Source organism: Bradyrhizobium sp. 63_E2_N1_3 (genome assembly GCF_052076005.1).
GTDB classification, from domain to species: Bacteria; Pseudomonadota; Alphaproteobacteria; order Rhizobiales; family Xanthobacteraceae; genus Bradyrhizobium; species Bradyrhizobium barranii.
In genome coordinates this window covers 2,496,325-2,514,956 of record NZ_CP197235.1, presented here as the reverse complement: position 1 = coordinate 2,514,956, position 18,632 = coordinate 2,496,325, and the positions used below count along the sequence as shown (strand labels likewise).

The window sequence follows — 18,632 nt, the reverse complement described above, 5'->3', positions numbered from 1 at the left end:
CGCCGGTAGCGTACGAATTCCAAAAGTCATTTCTTATGCGGCCATCTTCGCGACGTCACCATTCTACGGGCATAGGTTGGGTGTTCGCCATGAGAGTGTACAGGCACCTTCGAGTTTTGCTTCTTCTCGCCGCTTCGCTGTTCCTGGCCTGTCAGCCAGCCTGGGCGACAAAGCGCGTGGCTTTGGTGGTCGGCAATGCCAACTATCAAAACGCCCCTCTGCTCCCAAACCCGGCCAACGACGCTGCGGCCATCACCGCAACCTTGAAGGGGGCAGGTTTCGATGTGGTTGACTCAAGACTTAACCTCGCCGCGACCGATATGCGGCGGGCCTTGAGAGAATTCGCCGATCAGGCCCGCAATGCCGACATAGCCCTGGTGTACTACGCTGGCCACGGTATCGAGATCGACGGGACAAACTATCTGATCCCGACCGACGCCAGACTCGAACGTGACACGGACATCTATGACGAAGCATTCTCGCTCGACCGCGTCCTGCTGGCGATTGAGCCTGCGAGGCAACTACGCGTGGTGATCGTCGACGCGTGCCGCAACAATCCGTTTGCCGACTCGATGAAACGTACAGTTGCCTCGCGATCGATCAGCCGCGGACTGGCCAGGGTCGAGCCCACCGTCTCCAACACGCTGATCGCGTTTGCCGCGAAAGCGGGACTGACCGCACTCGATGGCAACAGCCAGAATAGTCCGTACGCGACGGCTCTCGTGAAGTACATCGCAAAGCCGGGGCTCGACTTGCGAAGGGCTTTCGGCTTCGTCCGCGACGATGTCTTGCAAGCCACGGGCAACCGACAGGAGCCCTATGTCTACGGCTCGCTCGGCGGCGAAGACGTTGCGCTTGTTCCGGCTACCAAGGCCGAGGAGCCGGTACAGGCGGCCAACCCCCAGTCGGAAATTCGACGTGATTACGAATTGGCCTTGCAGCTCCGCAACAAGCCTGCTCTGAACGCGTTCCTGACCCAACATCCGGACGGATACTACTCAAATCTGGCCAAGCTGCAGCTCAATCAGCTCGACGCCGAGGACGCACGTGTCGCGGCCACGGCGAAAGCGCAGGAGGCCGAGCAGCAGCGAGCTCGCCTGATGTCCCAGGGCGCCCAGCGTGCCGACCAGGAGAAGGCGGCCGCGGAGCTGAAGGCTGCGGAAGAGGCCCGGATTGCGGCCGAGAAGACGAAGCAAGCGGCGCAGGAGCAAGCCGCCGAGGCGGAACGGAAACGTATTGCGTCCGAATCTACAATCGTCGCTGCACTCTCCGGGAATAAGCCGGCTGTTGAGAGTACCGTCGCGGATAACCCAGCGGCCGCTACGCCCGCTGAGGACAGCAAGACGCCCAAGCTTGCCGCGCTGAGCGACGAGCCGCGCCAGACCGATATCGCAAAGGCCGATCTCTCCAAGTCCGTAGATATCGCCAAGTCTGTACAAGGCGAATTGAGCCGCGTCGGCTGCTTCACCGGCGCCGTCAATGGCCAATGGAATGCGGCCTCACAGCGCTCGTTGGCTCTCTTCAACCAGCACGCGGGAACCAAATTCGACGCCAAGCTCGCAAGTCTCGACGCGCTTGACGCAATCAAGCTCAAGCCGTCCCGGGTCTGTCCCCTGATCTGTGATCATGGCTACAAGGCCGACGGTGACCAGTGCAGCAGGATCACCTGTGCCGAGGGTTCGTTCCTCAACGACGACAATGAATGCGAGAAGCGACGCGGGAAGAAACCGGTCGCAAAGCGCAACACGGACGAGCGTCCGTCACGTGCGGATCGTTCGGCCCGCGAGAGGCCGGCGCCGGCAGCCGACGTTCCGCGGCGACAAGCAACTGCGAGGTCCGGCGGCGGCGGTGGTCAGGTCGTTTGCGATCAATCTCTGTGCCGTCAGGTCCGTAGTGGCTGCCACCTCGAATACCGTGGCGGCGGCGGCCCCGGGGGCAACGTGGGTAATGTCGAGTCCTGCAACTAGCAACGCGCAAGGCTGCCACGGCGTCATGGAAGGCCAGGAGGCCGCGCGGATCTTGGTGTCGAGAAGGTGTGACGGGCGGCAGAGCTTAACACTGGGTCATCCAGGTCCGTGCCTGGATTGGCCGAAGCGGAGCGACCTGCGTGGTTGCGTGTGAGCTTGAGCAAAAGGACGCCAACGCCTTTCCCGGGGTGACGCTCTTCACGAAGCGGCAGGCCCCCGGCATGAAGCCGACGGCGGTTTATCTTCCGCCAAAGCACCCAACAGCTGCCACCAAGTTCGATGTCGTGATCTGGCTTCACGGCTTCTATGTCAAAAACCATGAATTCCTCTTCCACAGCGATCCAGCGCGGCTGCGCGAACAGGTCCGGGATTCCGGCAAGGACGTAGTGCTTATCGCGCCGTTCCTGGGCTACGAATATGCCGTTGGCGACACCTTTGCCGGAAACTACAGCGTGTCTGACCTGGCAACCGCGAACTGGGGCGAACGCTATCTCGAGGAGATCCTTGGAGCTCTTGCCAGGTTCCTGGGTCTCTCCTCGACGTCCATTCCTCAGCTCCAGATCGGCAAGCTCATCATCGCATGCCACTCCGGCGGTGGTAACGGCATGCGCAACCTCGTCGGGAGCCTTGGAAAGTATCAGGGCAAGCTGACGGCCTGTTGGGGATTTGACTGCCTCTACGGTGCCAATGCGCGGCCCGATGATGCGACCTTCTGGTACCAATGGTTGTCCGGACAGAGCGGCCGGGCGCTCGAGATCGTGTATGGTCCATCAACTCTGCCGCAATCGGTGAAGCTGGACCTGATCGGGCGTGGGCTGGCGACGACCGATGGCAATCAAACTCAGCCTCAGCGCCCTGCCCTCAAGAACCTCAGCGTAAGCTTGGGTCATTACGATCTATTCCCGGCATTTGGCCAGATGGTCAGGGTCAACGATCTTGACCCGGCTTTCGTGGATCGCTTCATGATACCGCAGGTCGCGGACCAGCCGCGGCATAAGCCAGCGCCGCAGCGCGGGGAATTCCTCCAGCACGCAATTTCCAACGTTCGCAGCGCTTTTCCCTTTCCAAAGGACATTCATTACATGATCGCCCGGGGTGGCTTCTTCAGCCGACTGAGCAAGCTATAACCCAAGCTTCACAGGGCTCACTTGATGGAATAGGATTTGACGTCGAACGACCAATTGTTCGTCACCAGCTTTCCGCTGCTGTTGTCCGGCACGCGCAGCTCGCTGGTCCAGGCCGATAGATAGCTCAATGCGTCGGCCTGACCTTCCAGCTTGCGGGGCATGTCCGGCAAATCGAGCAACTGCACGCGTCGCTCGCTCAGGATGGCGATCATCACTGCGGACCCTGTTGGCGGTGCGACGACGTATTCAAAACCACGCTGTCGCGCCGCCGGGGCAGGAACAACAAATTCGACACCCGGCTTGACGAGATTGATGTCGCGTTCGTTCGACTGCGCCAATAGCTCGGGGGTCGGAAAGATCTGGGACATCCGCCCTTCCGCGTCGACGTCGACCAAAATGAGATATCCAGTCTTCCTGGCTGTAACGCCGAACGAGACCTTGCCGCCGACGTTGACGGTCTGGCTCGGCAGGATCTGAAGGGACACACTCGCGGTATTGGTCTGCCCGCGCACCGCTTGTACCGGCCAAAGCCAACGTGCGTACGTCGTGCCGACATGCAACGACGCCGTCGGCAATGGTGCTGCGGGCGCAGCTCCGCTACCCGCCAGTAGCAGCAGGAATGCGAGCCATGGTCGCGCCTGGCGGATCGGCCGAGATGACGGCATGGCCTGCTCCCCTAAGAGTCAGGGGGCACTGAAGAAGCCGATCGAGGCGATTCGCGCGTCTGCGGGCAAGTAACGCTCGAGACTCTTGATCACTTGCCCCGAGGCGCGACGCCGGTTGAACTGCATTAGGGCTGTCTCAAGATCTACCATGCGTTGCTGCGAGGTCACCGCAACGATCTGTTCCGCACCGAACGGCTCGCCGACCCTGAGCGGTAAGCGCAAACTCGCCGATCGGGCCAGCGCCGCATCAGAACCCACCGGATACAACAATTGGATGGTGCCATCGCCAGACACATTGAACAGCAGCACCGCCCTTGACGCCACATCAGACAGGTCAACTTCGACAGTCTGGCCAGCACGCTGTTGGCGATCGTCTGGCCAGATGCGCATGATCTGCGGCGACCGGGTCGCAATGCGTTTCAGTTCACGAATTGCCGCTGTCCGATCGACTACCGTCGGCAAGTTCGCAACGTCGATCCCGTAGGCGACCACGTCGCCCCACGCGATCACGTCGTGCGACACGGGATCCCAGATCAGGTCGGGATTGTCCGTCGGTTGAACCGCCTGCACGGGAACATCCTTTGGCTTCACGCTTGCAAAATAGCTTGTCTTGCCGTCGAGCGCCGCCAGCCGGATTGGTGCAGCGAGGCGGAGAGGCCCCGGCGCGTCGCCGGTCGGAAGTTCCTTGGTCGCCGCCGCGGCAAGGGTCGGAGTGGTTGGTGCCTTGGCCGTGACAGCCGGTGGCGCGGGCGCCTGTCCCTCGACGGCCCCCCCGGATCCGGCCGGACCAGAGGCAGCTCTCGCGGCCGGCCCCTGAATCAGCACGACACCGCGCGTCAATTCGAAGGCGACGTCGGTATCCGGCGTCTGAGGCGGCGATGATATGGTCACGATGTTCTGGCGCTGGTCCGAGAGCTGATAGACCACCTGTCGAACATTGCTGAAGAGCTCCTTGAGCGTCACCTTCCCATCGTGATTGATGTCTGCGCTCCCCTCCACCGCCCGCGCGACCGCATAGCTGAGAGCCCCGCGCAAGCCATCGATGCCAGGGATGCGGACTTCCGGCGCCTTGGTGTAGCGGTCCACCGCAGCCAGGAACGCCGTGTGGTCAAGATCGAGTTCTGACTTCGGATCGTTGCTGTCCGACACCGGCTTCAGTTCGTCGACCAGCAACGTGTAACGCGGGACCTGCCGGAAGCTCATCTCAGCGGCACGCGGATCGATATCGCGCACCATACCGCCACCGTGGCAGGTATCAGCCACGAAGATCACCCTCGCCCCGCGCAGCTCGAACTGCCGGATGAAATGGTTGAACTCACTGCCCAGAACACGTTCAACCGACCCGGTTGGCGTGGTTTCAAAGCCTGGCAGCAAGAACACGTTTTCCATTCCGTCCGGCTCCGAGCCCTTGACGCGCTCCGGCTCCTGGGTGCCATGACCGGCGATCGACAGAAAGATGAGGTCGTTGTTCTTGGTCCGCTCCACCAGTGCACTGATCTCGCGCAGGACGCTTGCCCTGTCGGCCTGGGCGTTCGTCAGTACGACGACGTCGCCAACCCCCATGTTTTTCAAGCTGGTCACGATGTCAGTGGCGTCAGCGACCGCGCCCTTCAATTTCCGCACGTGCTGATAGTCATCGATCCCGATCACGAGCGCGCGCACCGCCGCCCCGTCCGGATTGCTGATCGACAGTCCTCCTGCCGCATATGCGTGAGGGGTTATCAGCCCGATCAACGCAGCGAGCCCGATGGTGGCGCATAGCTGCCTGATCCCGCAATAAAATCCTCTGGGCATCCGCATCGTGATCCACCTCGACATCATGCCTACCCATTTTGTAGCTCTGGCGACACACCGGGTTCAGCGCCTTTTGCTTGCCGTTTTGCGGCCCGCCGGCGATTGTTCGGTCTCCTGATAGGCGCTCGCTGAAACTGCCGTCTGATCGTCCGCGAAGGCTCGAAAGCGGACCGGAACGTAGCCGCGCGAAAGCAGGCTCGCCAACGGGTAGACGTTGCGGCAGACGCGGCCGTTGCAGCCGCCGGTCGAGGATTCCATCACCTCGGCCTTGCGATCAGGCGTGAACCGCAGGAACAACATCACGTGCGAGCCCGGCTTGTTCAGCGCATCGCCCGGCCTCAGGTCCCAGGGATTTGCCACGGGGGCTGCGATCGCGGGGATAGCGGCAGTCGTGTAGTGGACGGACAGCCCCCACGCGGCGCTGACGAAGGCCGAACAGTCGACGCCAGCCACATCCGGCCGTGGCGCATTGCGAGTGCACACATTGCCAGCCAGCGTTCCGCTCTCGATCCGCTGCCGGAAGTTCGCGAGCGAACCGTGGCAGCCCCAGCAATAGGGTACGCCGCGGACCTCCTGATTCACCTTTCCCTGCAGATACCACGGCCGACGAACACGGCTGAAGCCGCTGCATTGGCTGTCGGGATCGTTGCCGTAATTCGCCTGCGTCAGCTTCCACTGGATGCCCTCGAACGCAAACGCTGTCTCGATCGCCTGCTGGCGATTGGACGGTCTCACGGCGGCCGACGCGTCAAATTTGACGCCGGATTGCGGTGCCGGCGCGGCTGCCGTTCGCGACGGCCGCACGTCGATAATCGAAGCGTTGGTCAGAGGCCTGAAGCCCACGCCGACCACTTCAATACCGTCCGGTTTGGTCCGCAGGAAATAGACATCGCCATCGCCCGAAACCGTTACGAATCGCCGGGTCAGCGGCGTGTTTTCCAAAGGAAGCTCATAGATTCCTTCGAGACGGCCGTTCGCGGCATAGCGTGCGACGAACGTAGAGGCATTCTTTCCCGATGGCGGGACGTCCTCCGCCAACACATAGAAGCGGTCACTGTTGTCAATCTCGAGAAACTCTACCGTGCCGAGCTGGTTGCGCACCCGCAGGCCGAGCTGGCCGATCGTCTCGTTGGTGACCATGGTCTGGATTTCGACCCGTACGCTGGCATTGCCCTTGTCCGGAATGATGTCGGCGATCACCGAGCCCTTGCTTCGAGTAGCAACATATTGCCGGTCGGGCTGCCGCGTCGTCTTGATGATGGCCGCGCGGGTGTTCTGGTCGAGCAGGTCGGTCGCGCTGCCTGGCGCCTGTGATCCCATCTGGGCAAAAGCGGAGACGGCGACCTGGTCGTCCGTGCCGCGGCTCGAGACCTCTTCAAGCTGGATCACATCACCACCGAGGCCGCGCGTGGATTGCCCCGGCGCCGCCTTCAGCGTCCGTACGCCGCCGTCCCAAACCATGATGTCGTCGTTGTGGACGACGAGATCCGTCGGCTGGACGTCTTTCGGCATATTGAGGACGTCAGGATCCGAGCTCGGCTGTTTCGGATCAAATTGGAGGATGCGACCGTTGATCTGATCGAGCACAAACAGGTTGCCCTGCCCATCGGCGCTGAGTGCTTGCGGTCCCGCGAGTTCCACGTCCTCGCTGGCCGGGACGATGCCGACCATGGAAGCAGCCGAACCGCCGGCAAAGCTGCGTACAACGGTATCGTCGGCGTACGCCTTGGTTCCAAGAATGCCAGCGCCAACAATGAAGACCCAGATCCAATGATTTGGACGAAGCATGTTCGCCTCAATGTACCCCGAACCGATCGCCGCGTCGGATCGACTAATCCGAGATGCCGTTGATGCGGCGCGTCAATTAGTGGTGAGCAATCTCAATCACGTTCAATCTATCACTGGACGGTGATAGTCCGAATGTCTTCAGCTTGCGGTGCAAAACATGGCCCGGAATAGATTTGAGCAGGTGAGCGAAGTCCAGCCCGACGCGATCACGCTTGTCCTGAAACGCGACAATGACGGCATCTCCGGATCGATCGTGCTGCCGGCCGCCGCGAGCGGGGGACGGCTGACCACCGACCAGGTCAGCGCGCAGTTGCCGGCTCAGGATGCTTTTCGCGGCGCGATCCGGCTGGCAAACGACGTAAAGCTCGCGCTCGTAGTGTGCGATCCAGACGGGGTCTGGAAGTCCGAGTGGGGCGATCTTTATCAGCCGATCGATTGACCCGCATCGGATGGAACCAGCATATGCTGCGACGCCGCATCGAGACTAGCTTGTCGAACGGACCCTCCCCCCGACCATCGTTCCGGATACGGGCCTTGATGGTCGCGCTGCTGGTTGCGACGGGCTGGCCGGCACGCGCCAACGACTCGGCTGCGGAATTGTCGATCGGCGGGCTCCAGTTCGTGCGCACCAATGACGTGGCCATGGAGAGCGAGAACCTTCGTATCGCGCTCGACAGGATTAGCGTTCGCTACCAATTCGCCAACGTCACCGCCAGGCCGGTCACGCTTACCGTTGCCTTTCCGCTGCCCGACATCGACCTGTCGGAGGCTGAGAACATCGCACTGCCGTCAAATGATCCGATCAACTTCGTCGACTTCGAGACCAAGGTCGATGGCAGCCCGGCGCCGCTGACCGTCGATCAGCGCGCCATGGTCGGCAACAGGGATGTCGGTGCCCTGCTCCGCGAACTCAAGTTGCCGCTGCTGCCGATTGGTAGCCGCGAGATCCGGGTGAACGACCTGCCCGAGGCGACCCGGGCCCGGCTCGTGGACGACGGACTTCTGATACCTGCGGGAAAGAGCGACAACGGCCGGCAGCAATATGCGCCGGGTTGGGTTATCAAGACCTCGGCCGTGCGCCAGCAGGTGTTTCCGCCCATGCGCACCGTCTTGGTCGAACACCAGTACCGGCCGAGCGTCGGCTCCAGTCCCGACACCATCCTGCGCTCGAGCCTCCGCCGCAGCGGCGCACTCGCTCAGGAAGTCGCCCGTTACCGGAAAGAGTACTGCGTCCAGGATACGTTCCTCGCCGAACTCGACAAGCGCGCGGGCAGTAACCAAACCAACAGCGCGAAGCTGCAGGAGCGGCGCATTTCGTATGTGCTCAAGACCGGCGCGAATTGGGCCGGGCCGATCCGCTCGTTCAAACTGACTATCGACCCAGGCGGCAGCGACCGCTTGGTGAGCTTCTGTCCCGGGCGGCTAAAGGCATCGTCTGCTACTGGAAACATGCTTGAATATACAGCAAGCGACTTCAAGCCGGATGCCGACCTGAAAATCCTGGTGATCGGAACATTCTGAGCGTGCCGGTCAATTGGTGAGCAGCACGTAGCGCGCGGCCGCGATGACGGTCACCTTGTTGCGCTGAGCCTCGCTTAGCGCCTGCAGAAAGAACGTGTCGGCAGCCATCGGTCGCGGCTGGCGCAATGAGTCCAGAACCTGCGGAACCGCCACGACCAACAGCAATTGCGGACCGCTCGCGCGCGCTGTCGGGAGCGTAAACGAAAGTGAGTCGATGCCCGGCTTCAGAAGGTAGGAGAGGCTCTGGACTTCGCCGCGATCTGACACCATGAGCAGCTCGACCACGCGGTTGGCAAAGTTCTCAATGGTCCCATTGAGGGTTTCGCCGCCCTTCAGCTCTGTCGCTGACAGGGTGATGCGTGGCATTCGCGCCTGATCGCTCCCGACCTGACTCAAGAACTTGACGGCAGGGCATTGCGCCTGGGTCACTTGCCTGACGCCGACCGAAGCTTCGAAACCCTGCTCACGCCGAAACGCTTTGTCGAAGGTGTCGAATGGGGCGGTCGAGGCACCGAACCCTTCGATGACAGCCGCATTTGGGCTCACAGCAATCGGCAAGACAAAGAAGCAGTCACCGCCAGAATATTGGGCCACGTATTTGCGGATGCGCTCAGCTCGCCCCGGCCCATCGAGCGCCGGAGACGGCGTTGCCGTCGGCTGCGCGGACAACTTCTCTGTCTCTTGGCGTCCGGGCTGTGGTCCAGCGGGCTCGACCTTCGGCGGCACCATTGTTCCAGCGAGTTTCGGAGGTGGCGGCAAAACCGCTGTGCCGGGCGCTGACCAGACCAGCTTGTAGAAGGCATATCCGCCACCGCCGACCAGCAGCAACAATGCCGCCACGCCCGCCCCCAGCCAGAGGCCGCGCGCGCTCCGCGCGGTCGACGGCATCCTGTCCTGCGACGCCGGCGCCGCGCTTTCCGGCCGCCGTAGCGGATCGAAGCCATATAACGGCGCGGCCGGTGTCTGGGCCGAACCGGTTGGCGTCCAGTTGGCGACCTCCCCCATGGTCGGGCGCAATGCCGGATCAGGCTGCAGCATCCGCTCCAGCAAAGGCCGGATTCGCATATCCACCGCACCGAGATCGGGCATACGCCGTCGCTTCTCCACCAGTTGAAACTGGCTGCCGCCCATGTCGAGTTTCTGCCCGGTCAGCGCATGGAACAGCACAAGACCGAAGCTGTAGACATCGGATTTCGCAGTCACGTCATTGCCGTACAACCCAACCTGTTCCGGCGATGCGTAATTGTCCTTGCCGGCGAAGCCCGAGCCGATGATGGTCTTGTCACCCATCTGGGTCGACCGCGCGATGCCGAAGTCGATGATCTTGGCCCGCCTGACGTCGTCGAGCGGAACGATGATGTTGTCCGGAGAAACGTCACGATGGATGATGCCGTGCTCATGGGCGGCCTCCAGTCCCGATGCGACGCGCTGCATCAGCCTGATCAGCGCCTCGAAGGCCAACGGCCCATCATCGAGCATGTTAGAGAGCGAGCGGCCATTCACGAATTCCATCGCGAGATAAGGTCGCTGCAGCACCGGCTCCACGGTAAACAGGAAGTAGCGAACGATCGCGTCATGCGGAAGATTGTGGAGTGCCGCGGCCTCTCGACGGAACAGCGCGAGCGCCGCCTCGTTGTCAACCATGTCGGGCAGCAGCATTTTCACCGCAACAGGCGATCCAGTCTGGATCTCACGGCATTTGTACACCTCACCCATGCCGCCCGCGCCGATCACCGCTTCGATCTCGTAAATGCCGTTGAGACGCGTGCCGGGCGGCACGCCGTGATAGGACGATCGGAACGGATCGTTCGGGGTCATGGTTGCGGCTCCCGATTGAGCGGAGATCTTGTCGCCTCCTGAGATCGTGGCGTCAGCAGTCGCACGATCACAATCGTCACGTTGTCGAGCCCGCCACGATCAAGAGCCAGCGCGAGCATGTCATCGCAAGCCGCCTGGGCGCGTCGCGTAGCCGCGTGCTGCAGGATCTCGTCGTCCTGCACGTGCCTGGTGAGGCCATCGCTGCAGATCACGAAGATATCCTCCGGCTCGGCCGGGCCTGTCACCACCTCAAATTCCGGATCATCGGCGACACCGACGGCACGAGTAATGGCATTGCTCGGCCAATCATTCACGTCTTCGCGCGAAAGCGCACCTTCGGCGATCAGTTCCTCCAGTTCGCTGTGATCATGCGACACTTGGCTAATTGCGCCACGACTGATCAGGTAGACCCGGCTGTCACCCGCCCATATGCAGGCATAGTAGCTATCGCGAACGAGCAGAACCGCCGCTGTGGTCCCGACGGTGGCCCCCTGTCGTTCATGACTTAGCGCCAGTATCTGCTGGTTTGCGCTGAACAGCCGTTCCTCGCATTCCGCCAGCAGGTCTGCGGCTGATTCTGGCGTGCCGATCGCGTCAAGCGACTGCACGACAATGCGACTGGCGAGATCGCCGGCCTCGTGACCACCCATACCGTCGGCGACCGCCCAAAGGCCGACGTCGGTTCGTACCAAACATGAATCCTCGTTCCGCTCCCGCACCCGTCCGGCATGGGTGACGCTACCAACATCGAACAAGGATGGAATATGCACCATCGCGTGTCATCCATTCCCGGATGCCGCGTGGCCGAGATCACCGGTCAGCAGCGTGATGTAGTGAAACGGATCTGGTAATCCGCGGCAACTCAGCGCCATTGGCGGAAAGCCTTCCCCTCCGGCGGTCCACCAGAAGCTGGCCGCGGCGTAGACCTGTGGGTTGGCGGCGCAAAGTGCTGCAAACGACCCCGCGAAGGCGTCGACCGCCGAAGCCCTTCCCATTGTCGCACTACCAAGCGACGTGATCGCCGGACCGCCGGCGATGGTCTCCTGCAGTCGTGGCACCGCAAGCTGATCCAATGCATCGGAGATCTGCTCGAAGGTTGCCGCCCGATCCAGGGTCGAAAGCATGAACGCCTCCACTTGCCCGAACCATTCGTCCTGCGGATCAATGCTCGGCGGCGGCAGCGAGACGGCCTCGCCGGTCACCGCATGCAGGGTCAAGGGATAGTATCGCCCCACCCCGTCGAGCGAGGGCATGATCGCACCCGCCACTGTCGTGCCGCAGATCGCGGCGCCGAGCCAAAACCGCCAGACCGGAGCGGTCAGAAAGGCCTGCTGCCATCCTGGGCCAAGCTGGTGGCGACTTGCTGACAGCGCGGCCTGTACCCACGGCTCCCAGGCTTCCAGGAAGCTGCGCGGGGTCGCGATCGCGATGAAATCGCGCTTGGCGCCGATCTTGCCGAATAGCCCGCAACGCATGGTCATATCCCGGTCGGGCAACGAAACTCGCGCAGCACTGACAGATTCAGCGGGTTGCGCAACGACCCAGTCGAAATTTGATAGTTGAGCTCGCGCCCCGCGACGATGAAAGTCGCGCTGGCCGTTTCCGCTTTCACAACCAATGAGCCCGCCTCTAGCATCCGAAATAACGACCAGGGACCAATGCGCTCGAGCACGGATGGCGCGCCGGTGTCGTTACTAACTGAAATTGCCGTTCGCGGCGCTGGGCCCGGCCATAGGACGGTCGTTGGCGAGTTGCTCTGAGGCGGTGGTGGTGGCGGTGGCGTCGGTTGCGGACCGCCGAACAAGGACGACGTGGCCGGTCCGGGAATGGTTGGGCTCGCAATCGTGGTGCCGCCGATCTCGGTCTTAACGGTCACGCCTGGCCCCGGTGCCCCAGGAGGCCGGATCGCGAAAGAAACGGCGGGCACACCGCCGCCCGTCTGGAAGAACGCATCCCGGATATAAGCCGCATTCTGGAATTGTTTGAGCGTGTCGGGCGAGAACGACCGACCAACGGGGCTCTCCTTGCGCCAAGCCCAGTCCGACCGCGACGTGTCGGCATAAGGTGCCAGGTACTGGGTGAAGAACTTGTCCATAACGCCGTTCGGACTGAACAATTTGGCAAAATCCGCCAGCGGGACTTCCTGGCCGCTGCTGCGGACAAACGGGTAGCGGTTGGTCACGGTCTGTTGGCAGACCGGCGTGACCTGATCGCGCAACGTTTGCAGGATTTGCCCAGCGGTTGAAGCCGCGATGCTGCCTTCGAACTCCGCGGCTGCAGCGCGCAGCATGTCGGAGAATGGCGGCGGCATGCGCGAGGCATTGTTGCGGAGCGCTGCGACCTGGGTCTGAAGCGCAGCCGTGGCCTGTGCTGTCAGTTGGGGATTCTCGATGATCAACGTCAGGTTCTGCGCGATGTCGTTCAGGTTCGCGACGGTCGAGTCGATCGGCCGGCGGGTGCTCTCGCCTTCGAGCGCCGCGTGGTAAGGTTTGAACTGTGCCTCGATCGTCGCGCCAGGCGGTCCATCCTGGGCATTCGTGAAGAGTGCCGGCGCCGGTGCGGCAGCTGGCGCCGAAGCGTTCGCCGGCTTCGCCCGTTCCTTGGTCAGCACCGTCTCATCGCGCACCGATTCCAGAATTTGCCGCATCGGCGAGGTCGGCGCCGAAAGCGCCCGCAGCACCTCGTATTTCGGCTTGTCGGCGAGCAGCTTCTTCAGGCGCAGGCTCCCGAGCGCCGTTCGCCAGGTCGTCACGAAATCGTTGGAATAGATGTTGAGCAGATCGCCGGCCAGATTGTCGTACTGCTGGTCGATGGCCGACTGCTGGCCTGCATCACCCAAAACCCATCGCTCCCGCTTCATCCGCTCAGACAATCCGGACAGCCGGGCGACGAACTTCTGATGGAAGCCGTTATACGTGAAGAACTCAGGTACCCGCACCGCGTCCAAAGGCTGCCCCGTCGTGGTTTCGAACACGACACCCATGTCGGGTCCGCCATGGCGGCTAGCGATCCAGTCGCCAGCGGTCGATGCGCGAGCCTCCGATTTCAGAAACTCGTAGGCACGTTGCGACACGCTCAGGCGCGCCAAGGAGCTCTGGGCCTGCTTGATCAACCGGCCGTCGAGTTCGACCAGCGGCTGCTGCTCGGTCTCGAGGTCGAACATTGCCACGAGGTTCTCGTCGAGCAGACGCCGCCCTTCCGCGTTGGTGGCGCCAGGATAGAGGTTGTCCGCCCAGTCACGTTGCATCCAGGAGCGGATCAGCTCGCGGTCCGGCGACTGCAGGCCGCCGACCATCAGATAGACCTTGAGCGCCTCGTAGACGAAGGCAGGTTCGTTGATGCGCGCATTGAGCTGCTCCTCGAGGCGATACAGCAGGCGCGGCCGGAACATGCGCTCAAGCGCCGTATGATAGGCCGCCTTCGAGGGCGACAGCAGCCGGGCGTGCTGACTGAGCCCGTAGCGAGCCGACAGAGGCACCGACTCGCCGCGCGATCCGTAGCCTGCCGGGGCGTTGCGCAGCCGGTAGAGCAGCGGCAGCACCTTGTCGAGATCATGATCGGCAATCAGCGTCTGCTTGATAAGTGGTGCGCCGGCGGCCGCATACTCGCTATCCGCCTGCAGGCTTTGCTCGATCAAATCGGAGTTCCGCTTGTAGCTCATCAGCCAGGCTGCGATCAGTCCGATCGAGACCAGGCCGATCAATGACAGGGCCGCGGTTTTCAGGATCAGCGCGCGGCGCACCGCGGCACGGTCGGTCGAGACCCAGTCGGCCTCGCCGATGATGACCTTGGAAATCAGATCGGCGAGGAAGAAGCTCTTGCCCGTGCCCGAATAGGATCCGGAACCGACCTCCTCAGCGCCGAACGTACGTGCCAGCGACCCGATCAATTGGTCGATCGGCGTGCCCTGCTGCGTACCCGAGGTGAAGTAGAAACCGCGCAGGTTCGCGTTCACGTGATAGCGCGTCGGCTCGAAGATCTGGTTGAGGAAGTCGTGGATCTGGGGCTTGAGCCGCGCCATCTGTGCCGGAAAGCCGAACAATTGCACGCGGTGCTGGGGCGTCGGCTCGTCCTGCAGACGGTCGAGCGTCTCCTCGCTCAGGCGCTCCAGCAGACGGTCGAACTCGACCGGGATCTGCCCCACCAGATTCTGGGTCTTGTCTGCGGTCTGGAACGTGGCACCCCAGACCTGGCGGCGGCCGGCCTCGCCGAGATAGGCGAAATACTCGGTGAAGCCGGCAACGAGATCGGCTTTGGTAAATAGCGCGTAGACCGGGAAGCTGACCTTGAGCCTCTGATGCAACTCGAGCAGGCGCATCCTAATGGCATCGGCGTGAAGTGCGAGTTCCTGCTTCGGCAGCGTCAGGATGTCTTCGATACTGATGGCGACAAGGACGCCGTTGATCGGCTGGCGCGACCGGCTTTTCTTCAGGATGTCCAGGAACGCCAGCCAGCTATCCTTGTCGGCCTTGCTGTTGGAGTCCTGGGTCGTGTAGCGGCCGGCGGTATCGATCAGCACCGCCTCCTCGGTGAACCACCAATCGCAGTAGCGCGTACCGCCGACCCCCGCGATCGCTGCGGGCGTCGCCCCGCGCGCGAGCGGAAATTTGAGCCCGGAATTGACCAGCGCCGTGGTCTTGCCGGCTCCGGGCGGACCGATGATGACGTACCACGGCAGATCGTAGAGATAGCCCGACTTGTTGCCGCTGGCGGTCTTCAGCGTCGCGAGCGCATCCTTCATGCGCTCCTTGAGCACCGGTTCATCGCTGACGGGCTGGTCCGCACCAGCGATGCCATCGGCAATCTCCTTGGCACTCTTGCGCCGCTTGAACAGATTGAGGCCAACAATGCCTGCCACGACCGTGGTGAGCAGCAGAATAGCGATCTGCCGGACGATATGGTTCTCCAGCGGCCGCCAGTCGCCGAACGCGATGAAGGGACCGGCGAGATAGATCACCGCTCCGAGCGAGCTGAGCCCTACTCCGTAGAGAACGATGCGAAGAATGTCCTTGGCAAGCATCTAACCGTACCTGTCGCAAACCACCTGACCCGGCGGTATCTGCCTATTCGCTGCGTTCGATAAAGATCTCGACGCGCCGGTTCTTGGCGCGTCCCTCGGGTGTCGTGTTGCTACCGATTGGCGCATCTGCTCCTTTGCCCTCGACGTCGACGCGCGAACCATCGGTCAAGCCAGGCTTCAGTGCCGCGGCAACCGCCTTGGCGCGCTCGACCGACAACTCGAAATTTGTCGGGAAGCGGACTGTGCGGATCGGCGAACTGTCGGTATGGCCAACGACCCGGATCCGTCCCGGCTCCTTGTCGAGGGTTGCCGCGACGCGGAGTGCGATCGGCTTGAAGCCGTCGAGGATGGTCGCCTGGCCCGACGCGAACAACGCCAGGTCGCAGACCCTGATCACGATGAAGCTCGGGGTCTGGTCCGCCGTCATGGCACAGGCGGTGTTCTCCTTCGCGAGCGCGTTGCGGATGCGTTGCAACTGGGTGATGCGATCCGGTGGCGGCGGAGGTGGCGGCGGCGGCGGCGGTGCAACGATCTGGCGCTTGAGCTCGATCGGGCCGGCCGGATGGAGCGCGAGCGCCACCTCGGCAGCATTCTCTGCCCGGCCAGCGAGGAGCGTCCGCAGGACGAAGTAGGACCCGGTCAGCAGCGCGGCCACGACAGCCGCGACGAGCCAGACCGGAACGCGCAGACGCTGCCGGCGCCCCGCCAGCGCTTGCCCGCGCCAGTTGGGCGACAGGTCGCTCATCGTCTTCGGCCGGACCCGGCGCAGCAATTCATAGAGGTTACGCTGGATCAGCTGCAGGTTCGCAAGTCCGCCCCCTGACGTCCGGTGAATGCCCTGAAAACCAAGCGCAAGGCAGGCGTGCTGAAGTTCGAGGACCGGATAGTTGACCAGTGGATCAACCTTCAAATGGTCGAGAATCTCAAAGAAACGGACGCCGCCGACACGCTCGCCGAAGAACCGGCTCAGCATCGAATATTGCGTCCAGACGTGGCGCTCCTCGGTCGGGATGTGCTGCACGATATCGTCGGCAGTGGCACACAGGATGTATTTCGCTGTGTTGGCCTGGTGCTCGGATATGCCCGCGGAACGGATGTCCTTCTCGAAGAACTTGATCGCGTCTGCAACCTGCTCCATCAAACTCGCGAATGACGCGCGCATGAGCGCCACCCGCAACCGACCAAGCAGCTGCAGCAACGGGCCCGCAGCGCGCATCACTGGATTGGCATTTGGCGCGACGAGATCGTCGACGCGCAACGGCGGTCCCGGCGGTAGCATGGGCTGCTGCGCCTGGGCTGGCGCGGGTGTCGATATCCATTCCTCAGCGGGATGGCTGGCCGGCGCGGAGGCGTAGTTCGAGCCCTGCGGGACAGGAGAAAATGATGACGGTGGCGCCGGCGCGCCGGGAGAGGGTACCGGTGATGGCGAATAGCCTGGACGTGCCGCAGGGCCCTCGCCCGGCGGAGGCTGAGAGGTCGGCGCCGGCGGCAACTTCCCGCCGGGGTTGGGACGGATGATCGTCCGTTCGCCCCGACCGAAAGGATTGACCGGCTTGTCCCTGTCGCTCATGGCCTGTCTTCCAGGATGGCCCAAAGATACAGCTCAAGCTCCGGCCAGTCGCCGGAGAAATGCATTCCGATCGAGGCCGCCGTGCTGAACTCGGGCCACAGCGGCGACTTGCGGTCGAGATAGAAATAGACGTGATCCGTGATGGCCCGGATGTGCGGCGGCGGCGTCGGCAAATGCGCCAAGGTCAGGCCCGGCAGGTTTGCGTGCACGATCTCGTTCATCTTGGTGTTCGGCCCGACCTTGAACAGGTGCGGGAAATCGTTCTGGATCTCCACGAGCGGCCGCCGTGCGGCAACCTCCAGCACCAGGGTCGCGTTTCGGAATAGCGCGCGATCGCGGATCGGCGACACGAACGCATTCTGTGCGCGCTCGATGATCTCCAGGCGGATTGCCCGCCGGCCCAATCGCGCGCTCAAGAAGTCCTGGATGTCGCTCACCAAGGGTGTGAAGACGTTCTCGAGATCGTCGTGATCGTAAGCCGGATAGTTGCGCGCCCGCCGTTCCGCCGTAGAAAATGTCGCAAGTTCGCCCGCGAATCTCAGCAATTCCTCGTACAGGCGCTCGGGGTGCACGCTGCCGGAGCGCTGGAAATGAGTCAGGACGGGAATGGTACGGTTCAGCACTTGCAGGACCAGATAGTCGACACTCTGCAACCCACCGCCGGATGACGGATCGACCGCGTAACGCGCCAGCTCGTCGAGTTTCGTCTCAACCCAGCCGATGATGCGGTTGAGCCAGCCATCGATGATCGGATGCGCGGCGCAGATCAGCATCGGCGGCACGAATTTATCGTCGAACAGGATGTTCTTGTCGCGCACCTCGAGAATGCGCGCGATGCCGAGGCCCATGTATCCGGGCTTGCTGCTCTTGCGCAGTTCGAACGACAAGCGCGGATAAGCGATGTCGATCTCTTCCTCGATGCGTAGCGCAGAGGTCGAGTCAATGAAGGTTTCCGAACTACGAACATAACGACTGGCGCTGTCGGTGCGATCCTCGTCGACCTCGCGGGTGTTTGGCGCCGCGACCGGCATCATCAGCCAGACGACCTGGCCTGCCGCCGTCTCCGGCACATCGATCGCTTCGGGAATTTGGCTGTCCGCAGGGATATCGAACGGCGTACCGTCCGGCATGACGCCGGACGCATTGCGCACCGCGAACTTGCTCTGTTCGGTAAGATCCTTGTCGATCTCCAGCTGGGCAAAGCCCCACGGGTATGGTGTCGTGTAGCGAACGCGCTTTTCCAGCAAGTGTTCGATGTAGCGGTCGTTCTGCTGCAGATGATGCGGCCGCAGAAACAGACCTTCCGACCAGAAAACTTTGCTGTACCAAGACATTCCTACATCCACTTAGAAATTGTCGGCA

The 18,632-nt window shown here is 62.5% G+C and carries 13 protein-coding genes; 4 read left to right on the top strand and 9 right to left on the bottom strand.

All coding sequences use genetic code 11. From position 1 onward, the window contains the following. Positions 1 to 89: 89 nt before the first annotated feature. Positions 90 to 1,967, top strand: a complete 1,878-nt coding sequence (locus tag AB7531_RS11600; RefSeq protein WP_231142830.1) for a caspase family protein — start codon at positions 90 to 92, stop codon at positions 1,965 to 1,967. A 140-nt stretch (positions 1,968 to 2,107) separates the two neighbouring features. Beyond that, positions 2,108 to 3,094 carry a hypothetical protein gene (locus tag AB7531_RS11595; protein ID WP_063981828.1) on the top strand — a complete coding sequence of 329 codons (987 nt, stop codon included), beginning with the start codon at positions 2,108 to 2,110 and terminating at the stop codon, positions 3,092 to 3,094. 17 nt (positions 3,095 to 3,111) lie between these two features. Here the strand turns inward: AB7531_RS11595 and AB7531_RS11590 are convergent, their stop codons facing one another. The 3 genes from AB7531_RS11590 to AB7531_RS11580 form a co-directional block, all read right to left on the bottom strand. After that, positions 3,112 to 3,654 (bottom strand): DUF4384 domain-containing protein, encoded by a 543-nt coding sequence (locus tag AB7531_RS11590; RefSeq protein WP_231142832.1) that lies wholly within the window; start codon positions 3,652 to 3,654, stop codon positions 3,112 to 3,114. A gap of 123 nt (positions 3,655 to 3,777) precedes the next feature. Beyond that, entirely contained in the window at positions 3,778 to 5,559 is a 1,782-nt protein-coding gene (locus AB7531_RS11585) for a caspase family protein (protein WP_063981826.1), read from the bottom strand. A 57-nt stretch (positions 5,560 to 5,616) separates the two neighbouring features. Further along, positions 5,617 to 7,341 carry a hypothetical protein gene (locus AB7531_RS11580; protein WP_063981825.1) on the bottom strand — a complete coding sequence of 575 codons (1,725 nt, stop codon included), beginning with the start codon at positions 7,339 to 7,341 and terminating at the stop codon, positions 5,617 to 5,619. Positions 7,342 to 7,498: 157 nt separating this feature from the next. On the opposite strand from AB7531_RS11580, the gene AB7531_RS11575 reads away from it, so the two are divergent. After that, positions 7,499 to 7,780: a hypothetical protein gene (locus AB7531_RS11575; RefSeq protein WP_028156828.1), complete on the top strand. Its 282-nt coding sequence runs from the start codon at positions 7,499 to 7,501 to the stop codon at positions 7,778 to 7,780. A 98-nt stretch (positions 7,781 to 7,878) separates the two neighbouring features. After that, a complete protein-coding gene (locus AB7531_RS11570; RefSeq protein WP_063981824.1) occupies positions 7,879 to 8,862 on the top strand; it encodes a DUF4424 domain-containing protein in 984 nt (327 codons plus the stop codon). Between the two features lie 9 nt (positions 8,863 to 8,871). Here AB7531_RS11570 and AB7531_RS11565 read toward each other — a convergent pair whose 3' ends face one another. The 6 genes from AB7531_RS11565 to tssK are packed head-to-tail and all read right to left on the bottom strand — an operon-like array spanning position 8,872 to position 18,604. After that, entirely contained in the window at positions 8,872 to 10,680 is a 1,809-nt protein-coding gene (locus tag AB7531_RS11565; protein WP_063981823.1) for a serine/threonine-protein kinase, read from the bottom strand. Further along, positions 10,677 to 11,453: a PP2C family protein-serine/threonine phosphatase gene (locus AB7531_RS11560; RefSeq protein WP_014493500.1), complete on the bottom strand. Its 777-nt coding sequence runs from the start codon at positions 11,451 to 11,453 to the stop codon at positions 10,677 to 10,679. The genes AB7531_RS11565 and AB7531_RS11560 overlap by 4 nt, the downstream gene beginning before the upstream one ends. Positions 11,454 to 11,459: 6 nt before the next feature. Then, a complete protein-coding gene (tagF, locus tag AB7531_RS11555; protein WP_063981822.1) occupies positions 11,460 to 12,161 on the bottom strand; it encodes a type VI secretion system-associated protein TagF in 702 nt (233 codons plus the stop codon). Beyond that, on the bottom strand, positions 12,158 to 15,700 hold the full coding sequence (gene tssM, locus AB7531_RS11550) for a type VI secretion system membrane subunit TssM (RefSeq protein WP_063981821.1): 3,543 nt from the start codon (positions 15,698 to 15,700) through the stop codon (positions 12,158 to 12,160). The genes tagF and tssM overlap by 4 nt, the downstream gene beginning before the upstream one ends. Positions 15,701 to 15,743: 43 nt before the next feature. Continuing rightward, entirely contained in the window at positions 15,744 to 17,270 is a 1,527-nt protein-coding gene (tssL, locus tag AB7531_RS11545; RefSeq protein ID WP_063981820.1) for a type VI secretion system protein TssL, long form, read from the bottom strand. Further along, positions 17,267 to 18,604, bottom strand: a complete 1,338-nt coding sequence (gene tssK / locus AB7531_RS11540; protein WP_014493496.1) for a type VI secretion system baseplate subunit TssK — start codon at positions 18,602 to 18,604, stop codon at positions 17,267 to 17,269. The genes tssL and tssK overlap by 4 nt, the downstream gene beginning before the upstream one ends. Between the last annotated feature and the right edge of the window lie 28 nt (positions 18,605 to 18,632).

Excerpts from the sequence above, each read along its gene's own strand:
- AB7531_RS11600 (WP_231142830.1), top strand. The coding sequence starts at position 90 with ATGAGAGTGTACAGGCACCTTCGAGTTTTGCTTCTTCTCGCCGCTTCG.
- AB7531_RS11585 (WP_063981826.1), bottom strand. The coding sequence starts at position 5,559 with ATGCGGATGCCCAGAGGATTTTATTGCGGGATCAGGCAGCTATGCGCC.
- AB7531_RS11580 (WP_063981825.1), bottom strand. The coding sequence starts at position 7,341 with ATGCTTCGTCCAAATCATTGGATCTGGGTCTTCATTGTTGGCGCTGGC.
- AB7531_RS11575 (WP_028156828.1), top strand. The coding sequence starts at position 7,499 with ATGGCCCGGAATAGATTTGAGCAGGTGAGCGAAGTCCAGCCCGACGCG.
- AB7531_RS11570 (WP_063981824.1), top strand. The coding sequence starts at position 7,879 with ATGGTCGCGCTGCTGGTTGCGACGGGCTGGCCGGCACGCGCCAACGAC.
- AB7531_RS11565 (WP_063981823.1), bottom strand. The coding sequence starts at position 10,680 with ATGACCCCGAACGATCCGTTCCGATCGTCCTATCACGGCGTGCCGCCC.
- AB7531_RS11560 (WP_014493500.1), bottom strand. The coding sequence starts at position 11,453 with ATGGTGCATATTCCATCCTTGTTCGATGTTGGTAGCGTCACCCATGCC.
- tagF (WP_063981822.1), bottom strand. The coding sequence starts at position 12,161 with ATGACCATGCGTTGCGGGCTATTCGGCAAGATCGGCGCCAAGCGCGAT.
- tssM (WP_063981821.1), bottom strand. The coding sequence starts at position 15,700 with ATGCTTGCCAAGGACATTCTTCGCATCGTTCTCTACGGAGTAGGGCTC.
- tssL (WP_063981820.1), bottom strand. The coding sequence starts at position 17,270 with ATGAGCGACAGGGACAAGCCGGTCAATCCTTTCGGTCGGGGCGAACGG.
- tssK (WP_014493496.1), bottom strand. The coding sequence starts at position 18,604 with ATGTCTTGGTACAGCAAAGTTTTCTGGTCGGAAGGTCTGTTTCTGCGG.